This is a genomic window from Phenylobacterium sp., assembly GCF_013911965.1.
Lineage (GTDB): Bacteria > Pseudomonadota > Alphaproteobacteria > Caulobacterales > Caulobacteraceae > Phenylobacterium.
Window position 1 is genome coordinate 1 of record NZ_JACESE010000020.1, and the last position, 14,260, is coordinate 14,260.

Here is a 14,260-nt window from a genome sequence, read left to right on the forward strand (position 1 = left end):
GAGTGGAAGGCGCGCAACCTACCGACCCGAACCCCGCGCCACAACTGCAAGAACCGTGCGGGGGAGTAGGAATTGCGGGCGTTGGGGCGTTGGACGGGAAGCGTGGCCGTGGGGGCACGGCCGGCGGGGCTGAATAGGCTCGTTGGCGGACTTGGGAGGGTCCGCTTGCTGCAACTTGCCGTAGCGAAATTTGGAGCGAAGAGGCGGCGGTGCGAATGGACAGTTGAAGCTTGGCAAGACAGGCTAGGCCGCAGGACTCAACCGCAGGATTGGTTTGGCGCCATGTCTCCAACGCCGCGCGGCCGCCGGACGCGCAATGCGGCGCCGCCTACTGATGAGCAACTGGTCGCTTGGTTCGAAGCCGGCGAGCTGCTCGAGAGGATCGTTCGCTACTTCGACCTGGCCGACTACAGCCAGTTCCGGGACGTAGGCCGCCGGGCCGGCGCGATGGCCGGCAATCAGAAGTTGGATCTGCTGTCGCTGATCGAGAACGGCGACGTCGGTGCGGTCGGAGGGCACGACTTCTTCAACGTCCAGCAGTTCTTCAACGAGGCCATTCCGAGCCTGGACGTTCCGGTTCCGCGCATGCTGGCCGCGGTCGATCAGCTCGTGAAGCTTGGGGGCGAGGACTTGGCGGCCAACCAGCCCAACGGCGCCTTGCGGGAATGGCTGCGCAAAGACCTTGCCCGAGCTGAAGCCGTCATCTTCGCCGCCAACGCCGACGACAGCCAAGCGAAGGCTCAGCTGGTGTTCGCGTTGGAGGCTATCGGCGACCCTCACAGGGTCAGGCCATTCCTGGAACGGGATGACCCGCTTCTGAGGGCCAGCGCGCTCAGCGCTTTGGCTCGGATGGCCGATCCTGATCTCGACTCGCGGACAGCGTCCGTCGTCGCGATCGGGCAAGCCCTGGGCGCTGGCGAGAACGACATGCTCTGCGCCAATGGCGTTGAAGCACTGATGTCGGTCGCGAGCCCGGAGCCGCCCGTCGAAAACGACTTGGTGCTGACGTCCTTGAATGCGGCCCTATCCGGCCGCGGCGACGGTACGCTCAATCGCGCTGCACATGTTCTGTGGGCCCACGCGGCCGCAACGCGCCCTGAAGTCGCAACCGCGCTGTTGCAGGCGTTGCTAGACCTCAATCCCGAGCACAAGGGCACCACCAACGAGCTCGATATGGGCCTGAAGGCTGTGATCGACGCCGGTCAGGGCGATGCTGCCCTGCAATTCCTGGCAGACCTGCTCGTCAAGAACCAGGGGACGCTTAAAGCCACCGCGTTCAACTCGGTCTGGGACGCGATCCTCTCGGGGCCATCGGAGCGTCTGAGCGCCTGGATCGTCAGTTGGCTTCTTGCCGCCAAGCCGGCCCTGGGGTTCGCCCTGACCGAGGTGCTGCGGTGCCAGGAGCGCGATGAGGCCGCTCTGGCTGTGGATCGGCCCGGCCTTCCGAAAACGCCCGTGGAGCTTGGCTATCTCGCACGAAAGGCCGTCGGCTGGTTCATGTTACAACCGCATCTGGCGACCGGCTTGTTGGTGGCGATCCTGGGGGTGTGCGACCAAGTGACGGCCCGCAACGTGGCGGGGCTTCTGGCGTACCCGATGCTGCGCAACTATCCGGAGATGCGTGAAACCCTCGCGGATCTGCCCAAGGACGATCCCGCCAAGCCGTGGGTGAACGCTGCGCTGGGTGAGAACGAGCGCTATCTCAACGCCCTCAAAGCCATGCCTGCCATCCCGGAACTCACCCCGTCGGATCAGCACCGGCGCATCCAACACCTGCACCACGTCGATCAGATGCAAGCGGCCCACAAGGCGGCGCGCGCCCAATCGGTGTTCTTCAACCTCGTACGTCACTCGACCTTGCTCTACGGCACCCGGTCCCTGAGCTACGTGGAGGACCTCGATGGAGGCCCCCGGCGCCCCATGGAGATGGAGCTCGGCACGCATTCGGTCACGATGACTCTGCCGCGCCTCGACATGCTCGATCCCATCGGTCTGCAGCTGATGCTGGTCCGTTTCCGCGGAGAGGCGAGGCCGCAATGAGACTGCTGATCGTCGATTACCTAGCCTCGCTGAAAGAACGCGCAGAACTCGACGCCATCCTGCCCGACCTGCTAACCGAACTCGGCTACAACGTGATCTCGCGCCCCCGCCGGGGCACCCAGCAGCGCGGGGTCGATATCGCCGCGGTCCGCAAGGTCGAAGGCGAGGAAATCCTCTACCTTTTCTCCCTGAAGGCGGGAAACCTGTCGCGAACCGAGTGGAACGGGCCGCAGGACCAGGCCCTTCGCCCGTCCCTGGACGAAATCCGCGACAGTTATCTGCCGAACCGGGTTCCGCCGAAGTACCGCGACGCCAAGGTGGTCATCTGCCTCTGTTTCGGTGGCGAGATTCGCGAGGACATCCGCGACGTCGTCGCCGGCTACATGACCAACAACACCACCGCCCGTGTCAGCTATGAGGAGTGGAACGGCGGCCGCATCGCCGACCTGCTGCTGGAAGGTTTGCTGCGCGAGCAGGTGCTGCCTGAGGCAATGCGGAGCGGATTTCGCAAGGCGGTGGCGCTGGTCGATGAGCCGGACGTCTCCTACCAGCACTTCCGGAAGGTGGCGAACCAGCTGTTGTCAGCTGGGCGCGCCAACGCCAAGGCGCGGGTCCTGAGCGCCCGCCAGCTCAGCCTGTGCGCTTGGATTCTGTTTGTCTGGGCCCGCAGCGCTGGCAATGTCGAAGCGGCCTATCGCGCGACAGAGTTGGCGTTGCTCTACGCCTGGGAACTTCGTCGCGGCATCGCCAAGCCCACCTCCAAGGACGGCAAGGCGCTACTGAACGCCGTTGGCCAGATCGCGGACCTCCACATCAAAGCGGCCGCTGAACTGCTTGAGCGCAAGATTATTCCGGCTGCGCTGATCGAGGACGGAGTGTCGGCGGCCGTGCGCAGCAGCGACGCCATCGACTTGAACCTCGCGCTCTTCGACATGCTGGGCCGGATCGGCCTTCTGGCGATCTGGCTCAAGTTCATGAGTCAGCGGGCCGAGGGCAAGGCCAAAGAGCACTTCGAGGCCCACTGCCTCGCCGTCCTGAAGGCCGGCTATGCGATGATCGAAAACAACGCGGGGCTTCTGCTGCCTGTGCGCGACGATCAGACGATCGACATCGCCATCTTCCTGCAGGCGGCCTTGGTGACGGGCGCCGATGGCGGGCCAATTCGCAATTGGATCGAACACCTCATCGGTCGGCTCAGTTACGCAGTCCGCGCCCGCGCGCGGTACCCTCTGACATCGAGCGACTATCGCGATCTTGTCGAACATCCGCGTGGCAGGAGCGACGATGAGTTCGAGGAGATGACAAAAGGGTCGATCCTCATCCCTACCCTCGCGCTTTGGGCTAGGCTATTGGGTTTAACTGCCGAATTGGCGATGCTGAGCGAGATGGTCGCCAAGGACTTGGGGCATTGCACCATGCAGCTTTGGTCCCCGGACCACACCAGCGAGACGCACCTCTATGTAAATGACGCGGCTCATGGCTATGCTATTGCCGACTTGCCTATAGACGGCGACGGTGCCGCACTGTTCGACATTGTGAATAGCGCTGCTGATCGGGTCGCAGAGCATTTGGACGGGCTGTCGGCCTTCGCGGAGGGGTTCTGGCCGGTCGTTCTGGTGGCCTGTCGACACCATCGGCTACCAGTGCCGCCTGGCTTCTGGGTCAAGGCACTGGCGATTGCCCCAGAAGCCAACGAGGCGGCGGACGGAACCGCGACTGCGCCTCCCGCCGATGGCTCACGCCCAGTGGGCGGGTAGCAGGTCAAGTCATTCGACCATTCCCTGAAGGTACCGTTTTGCAGGGCGGGTGTTGCCGCCACCTCGGCCGCCGCTCCCGGCGACGAGCGCTACGCCCAATGACCCTCGAAACCTCCCGCCTCGTCCTCCGCCTCATCCTGGCCGCCGCCTACCTCGCCGCCGGCGTCCTGCACCTCGCCTACCCGGCGCCGTTCCTCGGGATCACGCCGGGCTGGGTTCCGTGGCCGCAGGCCGTGATCGCGGCGACGGGGGTGGCGGAGATCGCAGGGGCGGGGGCTCTGGGCGCGGTTCCGCGGCTGCGGCGGGCGGCGGCGGTGGGGCTGGCCCTCTATGCGGTGTGCGTCTATCCGGCGAACATCAAGCACGCCCTGGACGCGGTGGCGGCCGGCGGCGCCGGGGCGTGGTGGCCCTATCACGGGCCGCGGCTGGCGTTTCAGCCGGTGATCGTCTGGTGGGCCCTGTTCGCCGGCGGGGTGACGGACTGGCCCTTCGGCCGGCGGGTCCGCAGGGGCTAGGGCCGCCTCGCCGAGGCGGCCCGCCCTCTGTCGGAGTCCCTAGAACCGGTAGGTCAGGGACGCCGTGACGTTGCGCGGCGCGCCGTAGCGGTACTGGCTGAAGTAGCTGATCTGGCTGTAATAGGTCTCGTCGAACAGGTTATCGACATTGACCTGCACGGTGACGGCGTCGGTCACGTCGTAGCGGGCCATCAGATTGACCAGGGCGAAGGCGTCCTGCTCGATCCGCTCCTGCGCCCCGCTCACCGGATTGGCGGCCAGGGAATAGATGGTGTCGCGCCAGGTGACCCCGCCGCCGAGGCTCAGGCCCTCCAGCGGGCCTTCGAACCGGTAGGTGGTGAAGAGGGCGAAGCTCTTGCGCGGCTGGTCGGTGTTGACCTCCGCCCCCGTGGCGTCCTCGACCTCGAACTGGGCGTAGCTGGCGCTCAGGTCCCAGTTGGGCCGCAGGCGGCCGACGAGTTCGACCTCGAAGCCGGCGCTCTCGGCGCCGTCGGCCGGGGCGTAGGCCTGCTCGGGCGGGGTGGAGCCGGGCACCATCTGGCCGGTGGCCTGGCCGACGCCGTCCTGCTGGATCTTGAAGACGGCCACCGTCGACTGCAGGGCGTCGTTCAGATAGGCGCTCTTCAGCCCGATCTCATAGGCCTTGCCGGTGATCGGCTCGAGCACCTGGGCGTTGATGTCGCGCAGGTTCTGCGGCTGGAAGATCTCGGTGTAGCTGCCGTAGAGGCGGTGCGACGGGGTCAGGTCGTAGAGCACCCCGAAATAGGGGATGGTGACGTCGTCGGCCTTGTAGTTGTCGGGCGCGCCGCCGTTGATCCCGCTGCGTTCCCAGCTCGAGAGGCGCACGCCGCCGATCACCTTCAGCGCGTCGGTGAGGTTGAGCCGGGTGGCCGCGAAGACGCCGGTCTGCTCGGTCTCGTTGTCGGTGTAGAGCGTCGGCGTGGTGGCGAAGTCCGGCTTCGGGAAGTTTCCGTCGAAGGCGTAGAGGCTGGTCAGCGGCAGGAAGGCGTTGGGGCCGCCGGCGGCGAAGTTGACGACGTCGGACTCCTGCTTGCTGTGCAGGGCGCCCAGGGTGAACTCGTGCGCGCGGCCGAACAGCGGGAAGTCGCCGTGCAGCTGGACGTCGAAGCTGTCCTGCGTCGTCTCGCCGACGCTCTTGTAGGGCCAGGTCGCCGCGCCCGCCCCGGTGGCGCGGTCGATCGCGCCATAGACGTAGAAGAGCTGGGAATCCTGCTCGTTGATCAGGCGGTTGTAGTTGAACGAGACGTTCCAGCCGTTGGCGAAGGTGTGCGCCAGATTGGCGAAATAGTTGGTGTTGGTCGTGTCCCAATAGGCCCAGTCGGCGGCCGTGTTGGTCGAGACCGGCAGGTCGGTGCGGCCGCCGTCGGTGTAGAAGGTCGGCAGCGCGCCCCAGAAGGCGGCGTTCGGCGCCGTGTCCTGCCGGCTGGCGCCGACGCGCAGCAGGGTGGACTCGGTCAGGTCGGCCTCGGCGACGCCGTAGAAGACGTGCTTTTCGGTGTTCTGCCGGTCGAAATAGGTGTCGCGGTTCTCGTACTTGGCGACCAGACGGCCGCGGATCGCGCCGCCGTTCGCCGCGCCGGACACGTCGGCCTCGATCAGGCGCTTGTCCCAGCTGCCCAGGGCCGCCGTCAGGGCGCCCTGGAAGTCGCGGGCGTCGGCGTGCTTGCGCACCAGATTGATGGAGGCGGACGGGTCGCCGGCGCCGGTCAGCAGGCCGGTGGCGCCGCGCACGATCTCCACGCGCTCATAGATGGACATGTCGACGATCGTCTCGCCGGAATCCCCGGCCAGGCTCCAGGACAGGGGAACGCTGTCGATCTGGTAGTTCTTGATCTCGAAACCGCGCGCATTGAAGACGTTGCGCACGTCGTCGACCTCGACCACCGAGACGCCGGCGGTGTTGCGCACGACATCGGCGATGGTCGTCAGGTTCTGGTCCCGGATCCGCTGCTGGGTGATGACGGTCACCGACTGCGGCGTCTCCCGGACCGACAGGCCAAGCCCGGTCGCGGTGTCGATCTCCTCGTCGACCGTATAGCGGCCCGTGACCACGACGCCCTGGACGGTGGTGTCGGTCTGGGCGTTCGCCACGCCCGCAAAGCCCAGGAGCGCGACGCCCGCGAGCAAGCTCAGTTTGAAGTTCATCATATCCCCTCCGGCGAGCCTGACGCCCGCCGCGTCGATCGCGCATGCGAATAATTCGCAGTAACAAGCCTCGCCGGCCCCGACAAGCGCCGATGGCCGCCGAGCCGCCGCTGTCGTCGAGCGCGACTTTGGCGCCACAGTCCGTACACGGTGCGGACGCGCCGCGACGGGCCCCCCGCAGGCCTTTCGCTTGACCTCGCTCGGCGGCGCGCGACATTCCAGGTCGGTGTCCAGCTCGCCCGGGAGATCCGCCCTGACCGCCCCCATCCGCATCGCCGTCGCCGGCGCCCTGGGCCGCATGGGCCGGGCCGTCGCCGCCGCCGTGGACCTTCGCGACGACTGCGAGGTCTTCGCCCGCTTCGACCGTCCCGGCGCCGAAGGGGAGGGCGTGGTCGAGCGCGACCAGGCGCTCGCCGCCGCCCAGGCGGTCATCGACTTCTCGACGCCGGCGGCCTCCGCCGACCTGGCGCGGGCCTGCGCGGCCCGCGGCGAGGTGGCGCTGGTCATCGGCTCCACCGGCTTCGACGAGGACCAGATCGCCGCCATCGACGCGGCGGCGAAGACCATCCCCATCGTGCGGGCCGGCAACTTCTCGCTGGGCGTCAACATGCTGCTCGGCCTCGTCGAGCAGGCGGCGCGCGCCCTGCCGGCGGCCGACTACGACATCGAGGTCGTGGAGGCCCACCACCGCCGCAAGGTGGACGCCCCCTCCGGCACCGCCCTGATGCTCGGCGAGGCCGCGGCCCGCGGGCGGGGCGTGGCCCTGGCGGAGGTGGCCCGGCGCGTGCGCGACGGGATCACCGGCGAGCGGCCGGCCGGGGAGATCGGCTTCTCCGTCCAGCGCGGCGGCGGCATCATCGGCGAGCATTCGGTGCTCTTCGCGGCGCAGGACGAGATCCTGACCCTGTCGCACTCGGCCCGCGACCGCGGCCTCTTCGCCCGCGGGGCGGTGGAGGCGGCGCTCTGGGCCGTGCGCCAGCCGCCCGGCGCCTACGACATGGTCGACGTGCTGGGTCTGAGGAGCCGCCGATGAGCCCCGATCTCGACCTGCTCGATCTCGACGCCAGCGGCCAGCTCACCCTCCTGGCCGCGCGCCGGGTGAGCGCGGTCGAGCTCCTGAAGATGGCCCTCGCCCGCCACGAGCAGACGCACAAGACCCTGAACGCCGTCGTCGCCGCCGACCTGGAGCGGGCCCTGGAACGGGCCAGGGCGATCGACGACCACCGGGCCAACGACGTCCAGCTGGGGCCGCTGGCCGGCCTGCCCATGACCGTCAAGGACACGCTCGACGTCATCGGCATGCCGGCCTCGGCCGGGCTGGAGGCGTTCCGCCGCCGCAAGGCCGAGGACGCCACCGTGGTCGGCCACGCCCGCCGGGCCGGAGCGGTCGTCTGGGGCAAGACCAATGTCCCGGTCATGGCCGGCGACTGGCAGAGCTTCAACGCGCTCTACGGGACGACGAACAATCCTTGGGACCCGACGCGGACGCCGGGCGGATCGTCGGGCGGGGCGGCGGCGGCCCTGGCCGCCCGGGTCACGCCGCTGGAGATCGGCTCCGACATCGGCGGCTCCCTGCGCGTGCCGGCCCACTTCTGCGGCGTCTTCTCGCACAAGCCGACCTGGGGCCTCGTGCCCCAGCATGGCCATGTGCCGCCCAAGCCGGGCTCATGGCAGGAGCCGGACCTCAATGTGGTGGGGCCGATGGCGCGCTCGGCGCGGGACCTGCGTCTGCTGCTGTCGGTGATCTGCGATGGGGGCGTCTCCCCCAAGGCGCCGCCCGCCGACCTGGCCAAGGTGAAGATCGGCCTGTGGCTGGAGGCGCCGGGCCTGCCCCTCGATCCGCAGGTGCGCCGGGTCATCGAGGCCTTCGCCGGCGAGCTCGCCGCCGCCGGGGCGACCGTGGAGGCGGTTTCCCCGCCGGTGGACGTGGAGACCCTGCTCGAGGCCTATATGGTGCTGCTGGGTTCGATCATCGGCGCCGACATGCCCGAGAAGGAGCTGCGCCGCCTGGAGCTGCTGCGGGGGCCCGCCAGGATGGCCAAGGCGGCCGGGGCCGATCCCTTCTCCTGGGCGACCACGGCGCTGGCCTACACCGCCCGCCATCGCGAATGGCTGGCCGCCGACGCCGTGCGCGCCCGCCTGCGCCAGGAGATGGAGGGCGCGCTGGGCGGGTTCGACGCCATTCTCGCCCCCGTCGCCCCCGTGACCGCCTTTCCGCACGACCACAAGGGCTTCGCCGCCCGAAAGCTGACCCTCTCCACCGGCGAGACGGTTCCCTACGTCACCATGCTGGGCTGGATCGCGCTCGCCACCGCCTGCCTGCTGCCGGTGACCACCGTGCCGGCCGGCGCCGCGGCCGACGGCCTGCCGGTGGGCGTCCAGCTCATCGGCCCGCACGGGGGCGACGCCCGCCTGCTGAGCCTGGCCCAGGCGATCGACGAGAACGTCCGCGGCTTTTCGGCGCCGGAGCTGAAGGCCTAGAGGGACATCTCCCGGACCGTCGTCGCCTGCAGGGCCGCCACGGCCTCGGGCGACAGCTTGACCACCTTGCGGGCGTCCAGGTCGAAGCCGACCGCGACGTTCTCGGCGCTGCCCCAGGCCCGGCCGGTGGCTGGGTCGATGAACCAGTGGCGCAGCAGGCGGTAGCGCTCTTCCACATGGGCGGTGGCCGAGCGCAGCTCGAAGCGGTCGCCGGCGCGCGGCCAGCCGAAATGGACGAGGCGGTATTCCAGCGCCGCCCCGCCGATGCGTGGGCCCTGTTCGCCCTCGCCGTTCGAGAGCCCGCGGTCGGCGCCGAGCAGATGGAGAATGCCGTCGGAAATCCTGCCCATGAAGATCTCCGGCCGCATACGGCCGAAGGCGTCCACATCGGGCGCCCCGATCATGCCGAGGCCGATACGCTTCAGGCCGAGCCGCTCGGCCTCGGCGGCCCCGGCCGCGGTCGCCGTCACGGGGTCCAGCCGTATGGACCGCGGCGCGGCGAAGTCCGGCGGATCGATCCTCAGCGTCTCGGCGGCGGCCAGGATGCGGCGCGGCCAGGGGAAGACCACCGACCCGTCGGCGGTGGCGTGGCGCACCACGGTGCGGAAGGTCGCCGCCGGCGTTCCGTCCGGATGCTGGATGACGATGAGCAGGACGGCGTCGGCCTCGCCCATGGCCAGCACGCCGCCGCGGGCCGACAGCGCCGCGCCGGGCTTGGCTTCGCGCAGGAACCGGATGTGCTGCTCGCGGACCAGCAGGGTCGACTTGGCCTGGGCGGCGAAGGCGCCTTCCATGCCGAGCGCGGCGGCCAGCCCGCCCAGGGCCTCGATCGACTTGGCCACCCAGTGGCGCACGTTGAGATGGCCCATCTCATCGCACTCCCAGGTGTTGACCCCGCCGACCCAGACCTCGATGCCGTCTCGCCAGACCATGCGCGTCCCTCCCGCCCGAACAGGGGCGGGGCGGACCTTACGGGCGCCCGCGCCCGGGCGGCAACGCCCGGGGCGGGTCGCGCGGCCTATTGGCCCGAGGTCTTCGGGTCCGGTTCGGTCTCGCCGGTCACCTCCGGCGCACGGCCGGTGCGCTCGACCATCTCCTCCTGGCTGCGGACGGGCTTTTCGGGCGGCGGGTTTTCCACCGGCGTGCGCATGGGTTCGGCGCGCGCCTGGGCGTTGCGGTCGACAGGCTGCTTTTCGGCCATCTTTCGCTCCTTCGGTTGCGTACCTTTCGGAGCGTGCGCGGGCCGGGCCCTGTTCCCTCGATTTGATCAGGGCGCGTAACCTTGCGGGCGCAGGCGGCGAAGAAGCCGGCGAGGGAGAGCTCCATGGACGCATCGCCAAACGCCCCCGCGGCGCCGGCCGCCGGCCGGGTCCTGATCCGCCGCCACAGCCTGCTCGTGCGCCTGACCCACTGGATCAATGTCGCCGCGCTCTTCTTCCTGCTGGGCTCGGGCCTGCAGATCTTCAACGCCCATCCGGCGCTGTACTGGGGGGCCAAGTCGGACTTCGACCGGCCGTGGGTCGCCATGACGGCGGAGCGCCGGGGCGGCGAGCTGGCGGGCGTCACCAAGATCGGCCCGGTGCGGATCGAGACCACCGGCGTGTTCGGCTATTCCGACGGCCAGAGGCGCGGCTTTCCGTCGTGGGCCACCCTCCCCAGCTACCGTTCGCTCGCCGACGGGCGGCGATGGCACTTCTTCTTCGCCTGGCTGTTCGTGCTGAACGGGCTCGTCTATCTCGCGGCGGGCTTCGCCGGCGGCCACGTCCGTCGCGATCTGGCGCCCCGGCGGGCCGAGCTCGCCCCGCGCCACCTGTGGGACGAGGTCAAGGACCACTCCCGGCTGCGCTTTCCCAGGGACGAACGGGCGGCGCGCTACAACACCCTGCAGAAGCTGAGCTACCTCGTGGTGATCTTCGTCCTTCTGCCGCTGATGCTGGCGACGGGCCTGGCCATGTCGCCGGGGTTCAACGCGGTCACCCACCTGGTGTTCGAGGTGTTCGGCGGGCGGCAGTCGGCCCGGACGATCCACTTCATCAGCGCCGTCCTGATCGTCCTCTTCGTGGCCGTGCACCTCTTCATGGTGCTCGCCTCGGGACCCCTCAACAATCTGCGGTCCATGATCACCGGCCGCTACGCCATCCGGAAGGGAGAGGCGCGATGACCGCCAACCGACGCCGCCTGCTGTCCGGCGCGGGCGCCAGCCTGATGGGCCTGGTCCTGGCCGGCTGCGACCGGCTGAACCGCAGCGAGGCCGTGCAGGCGACGCTGGCCAGGGCCGAGGACCTGACCCTGGCGACGCAGAGGGCCCTGCTGTCGCGCACCTCCCTGGCCAAGGAGTTCGAGCCCAAGGACATCTCCGACGACTTCCGCGCCAACGGCACGACCAATCCCGGCGATCCCGCCTATAAGGCCCTGGCGGCGGAGGGCTTCGAGAGCTGGCGGCTGATCATCGACGGCCTGGTGGAGCGGCCCCTGTCGCTCAGCCTGTCGGACCTGCGCGCCCGGCCGGCGCGCACCCAGATCACCCGCCACGACTGCGTCGAGGGCTGGAGCTCCATCGGCCAGTGGACGGGCGCGCGGCTCGCGGCCCTGCTGGAGGAGGCGGGCCTGCGCCCGCAGGCCAGGTACCTGATCTTCCACTGCGCCGACACCCTCGACCCCAACGCCCCGGGCGAGACGGGGCGCTACTATGAGAGCATCGATCTGGTGGACGCCTTCCATCCCCAGACCATCCTGGCCTACGACATGAACGGCGCGCCCCTGCCGGTGAGGTACGGCGCGCCCGTGCGCCTGCGGGTGGAGCGCCAGCTCGGCTACAAACACGCCAAGTACGTCATGCGGATCGAGGCGGTGGAGAGCTTCGAGGCCTTCCGAGGCGGCCAGGGCGGCTTCTGGGAGGACCGGGGCTATGCGTGGTACGCCGGCGTCTGAGGCGACCCGCGCGGCTTCGCCTTCAACCCTCGTCGTCGGTCGGCGTGCGGCCCGGAAAGCCCGGCAGGGACCAGCCGAAGAGGATCGCCCCGGCGCGGACGGTGAAGGCGGCCAGGAAGCCGCCCAGGCTGGCCGGCAGTTCCGGCGCGCCCAGGGCCTGGGCCGCCACGAAGACCGCCGCGCCCACCAGGGCCGCTGAGACATAGATCTCGCGCTTGAGCAGCACCGAGGGCTCCTCGGCCAGGACGTCGCGCAGCACCCCGCCGAAAGTGGCCGTCAGCACCCCCATGACCACGGCCGCCCCGGCCGGGACCCCGAAGGCCAGGGCCTTGGCCGCGCCGACGATGGCGTAGGCGGCGAGGCCCAGGGCGTCGAGCCAGCCGAGTATGGCGAGCCGCGCCTTGCCCGCGCCGAAGGCCCAGACCGCCACGGCCGCGGCCAGCGCCGCCAGCAGGTACTGCGGCCGCACCACCCAGAAGACCGGGGCGTCGATCAGCAGGTCGCGCAGGGTGCCGCCGCCCACGCCGGTGACGGCGGCGAAGAAGGTGAAGGTGACGATGTCGTGCTTGCGTCGGGCCGCGGCCAGGGCGCCGGAAGCGCCGAAGACGAAGACGGCGGCGTAGTCCAGCCAGATGAAGGTGGCGTCGAGGCCTTCCACCGCATCCTCCCGTGCCCTGCGCCCCACAAGCCCCGTTTCGGCGCGCCCGGCAAGCCCCGCCCCCCTCGCCGAGCGGCAGGGGCGGGGCCCGCGCGGGGGAGAGGTCAGCCCGCGGCGGCCGAGGTCAGGGGCGCCGGCGCCGGCGCGCCCGGCGGGCGGCCGATCCAGATCTGGCCGCTCTGCGCCACGACCTTGCCCGCCGCATCATAGAGGGCGACGCCGGAGAAGAACTTCCGGCCCTCGTTCTCGCGCGCCCAGGCCATGACCACATAGGTCTCGCCGGCCTTGGGCTTTTCCAGCACCTCGCCGGCCATGGTGCCCAGAAGGCCCACGGGCGAGCCGGTCTTGATCCACCAGGCCATCGAGCCCGAGCAGTCGAGCGCGGCCCAGGTGATCTCGTCGGGCACGGTCCCGTCGGCCTCGGCGAAATTGGCGTGCGGCGTCCAAAGGCCGACGCAGACGCCAGGCTCGGCGCCCGGCAGCTGGCCGACATGGACGCCCAGCCCCTCGCCCTGCTCGCGCTCGATGCAGCAGGAGAAGCAGCCGCGGTGCAGCGACCGGCTGGCGAACGGCGAGGCGGCGGCCGCCAGGCGGGCGGCCTCGACGCCGGGCGAAGGCGGCGGCGTCGGGATCTGCTCGTCCGACGCCGGCTTGGCCACGCCCAGAACCTGGCCCTCGGCGCCCAGGGCCGAGACGCCGCCCGCGCCGTCCGCCTCCAGGCGCACCGGCGTGTCGAGCGGCACGCCCGAACGCAGCATGGCGCTGCCCTTGCCGCCGACCGCCTTGGCCAGGACGCCGCAGATATAGCCGCCATTGGCGGTGATCGGGGGGCCGCGGAACTGCCGCGGGACGATGATCTCGGTCATGGAAAGAGGTCTCGGGAAAAGGTCTTGGGAAACAGGTCTGGGAAAAGAGGTCGTGATCGAAATGGGCGGCGGCGCGGGGCCGCGGTGAAATGGCGCGAACGGGGCGAGGCCGAGGTGGGCGACGCCGCTTTTTCCCAGATTGGCCGAAACCCCGCGGGCTTGGCAATGCCGGAGGGAGTCGCCCACCCGACCAAGCATCCAAACGTCAGCACGGCGCGTTGTTCGGCCAAGACGCACACCAATCTGGAGACACGCCGTGGCGAAGTCCGAGAAGACCGACGCGATCATGCTGCTCAAGGCCGACCACCGCGAGGTGGAGGAGCTGTTCGAACAGTTCGAGAAGGCCTCCACCAAGGCCCGGAAGGTCAAGCTGGTGGAACAGATCTGCACCGAGCTGACGATCCACACCCTGCTCGAGGAAGAGATCTTCTACCCCACCTTCCGGGGCAAGATCGAAGACGACATCCTCGACGAAGGCTATGTGGAGCACGACGGCGCCAAGGTGCTGATGGCCGAGCTGATGGCCGGCGATCCCGACGACGCCTTCTACGACGCCAAGGTCTCGGTGCTGTCGGAAGAGATCAAGCACCACGTCAAGGAGGAGGAGCAGCCCAAGGAAGGCATGTTCGCCCAGTGCCGCAAGACCGACGTGGACATGGCCGAGCTTGGCGAGCGGATGAAGGCGCGCAAGGAAGAGCTGAAGGCCGACATCGAGAAGAACGGCCTGCCCAAGCCGGAGACGCGTTCCTTCAAGGGCGCCGAGGTGCTCCACGGCGAGCCCCCGACCCCGCCGGCCTAAGGCCGTAGACCCCCTCAGTCACCTTCGGTGACAGCTCCCCCTGGAAG

At 69.6% G+C, this 14,260-nt stretch carries 13 protein-coding genes; 8 read left to right on the plus strand and 5 right to left on the minus strand.

Annotated elements, in window-relative coordinates:
- Window positions 1-282 precede the first annotated feature (282 nt).
- From H2041_RS16580 to H2041_RS16590, 3 genes are all read left to right on the plus strand, one after another.
- Entirely contained in the window at window positions 283-2,040 is a 1,758-nt protein-coding gene (locus H2041_RS16580) for a hypothetical protein (protein WP_293414600.1), read from the plus strand.
- Window positions 2,037-3,797, plus strand: coding sequence for a hypothetical protein (locus H2041_RS16585; protein ID WP_293414602.1), 1,761 nt, complete (start codon window positions 2,037-2,039; stop codon window positions 3,795-3,797). The genes H2041_RS16580 and H2041_RS16585 overlap by 4 nt, the downstream gene beginning before the upstream one ends.
- Before the next feature lie 98 nt (window positions 3,798-3,895).
- The gene (locus tag H2041_RS16590; protein ID WP_293414604.1) at window positions 3,896-4,312 is read left to right on the plus strand and encodes a DoxX family protein; all 417 of its coding nucleotides are present in this window, start codon (window positions 3,896-3,898) and stop codon (window positions 4,310-4,312) included.
- 39 nt (window positions 4,313-4,351) lie between these two features.
- Here H2041_RS16590 and H2041_RS16595 read toward each other — a convergent pair whose 3' ends face one another.
- Window positions 4,352-6,478: a TonB-dependent siderophore receptor gene (locus H2041_RS16595; protein ID WP_293414606.1), complete on the minus strand. Its 2,127-nt coding sequence runs from the start codon at window positions 6,476-6,478 to the stop codon at window positions 4,352-4,354.
- Window positions 6,479-6,731: 253 nt separating this feature from the next.
- Between H2041_RS16595 and dapB the strand changes: the two genes are divergently transcribed.
- On the plus strand, window positions 6,732-7,511 hold the full coding sequence (gene dapB, locus H2041_RS16600) for a 4-hydroxy-tetrahydrodipicolinate reductase (protein WP_293414694.1): 780 nt from the start codon (window positions 6,732-6,734) through the stop codon (window positions 7,509-7,511).
- Window positions 7,508-8,959 carry an amidase family protein gene (locus H2041_RS16605; RefSeq protein ID WP_293414608.1) on the plus strand — a complete coding sequence of 484 codons (1,452 nt, stop codon included), beginning with the start codon at window positions 7,508-7,510 and terminating at the stop codon, window positions 8,957-8,959. The genes dapB and H2041_RS16605 overlap by 4 nt, the downstream gene beginning before the upstream one ends.
- On the opposite strand, the gene H2041_RS16610 is transcribed toward H2041_RS16605, so the two are convergent.
- Both H2041_RS16610 and H2041_RS16615 read right to left on the minus strand, forming a co-directional pair.
- The gene (locus H2041_RS16610) at window positions 8,956-9,891 is read right to left on the minus strand and encodes a thioesterase family protein (RefSeq protein ID WP_293414610.1); all 936 of its coding nucleotides are present in this window, start codon (window positions 9,889-9,891) and stop codon (window positions 8,956-8,958) included. The genes H2041_RS16605 and H2041_RS16610 overlap by 4 nt on opposite strands.
- An 86-nt stretch (window positions 9,892-9,977) precedes the next feature.
- Complete coding sequence (locus H2041_RS16615) at window positions 9,978-10,160, minus strand: hypothetical protein (RefSeq protein WP_293414612.1); 183 nt, start codon at window positions 10,158-10,160, stop codon at window positions 9,978-9,980.
- A gap of 123 nt (window positions 10,161-10,283) precedes the next feature.
- Here H2041_RS16615 and H2041_RS16620 point away from each other — a divergent pair, with 123 nt between their 5' ends.
- Window positions 10,284-11,120: a cytochrome b/b6 domain-containing protein gene (locus H2041_RS16620; protein ID WP_293414614.1), complete on the plus strand. Its 837-nt coding sequence runs from the start codon at window positions 10,284-10,286 to the stop codon at window positions 11,118-11,120.
- Window positions 11,117-11,890 carry a molybdopterin-dependent oxidoreductase gene (locus H2041_RS16625; protein ID WP_293414616.1) on the plus strand — a complete coding sequence of 258 codons (774 nt, stop codon included), beginning with the start codon at window positions 11,117-11,119 and terminating at the stop codon, window positions 11,888-11,890. The genes H2041_RS16620 and H2041_RS16625 overlap by 4 nt, the downstream gene beginning before the upstream one ends.
- Window positions 11,891-11,912: 22 nt before the next feature.
- On the opposite strand, the gene H2041_RS16630 is transcribed toward H2041_RS16625, so the two are convergent.
- Window positions 11,913-12,548, minus strand: coding sequence for a trimeric intracellular cation channel family protein (locus H2041_RS16630; RefSeq protein WP_293414618.1), 636 nt, complete (start codon window positions 12,546-12,548; stop codon window positions 11,913-11,915).
- A 104-nt stretch (window positions 12,549-12,652) separates the two neighbouring features.
- Entirely contained in the window at window positions 12,653-13,414 is a 762-nt protein-coding gene (locus H2041_RS16635) for a hypothetical protein (protein ID WP_293414620.1), read from the minus strand.
- A 256-nt stretch (window positions 13,415-13,670) separates the two neighbouring features.
- Here H2041_RS16635 and H2041_RS16640 point away from each other — a divergent pair, with 256 nt between their 5' ends.
- Window positions 13,671-14,213, plus strand: coding sequence for a hemerythrin domain-containing protein (locus H2041_RS16640; RefSeq protein ID WP_293414622.1), 543 nt, complete (start codon window positions 13,671-13,673; stop codon window positions 14,211-14,213).
- The last annotated feature ends 47 nt before the right edge of the window (window positions 14,214-14,260 follow it).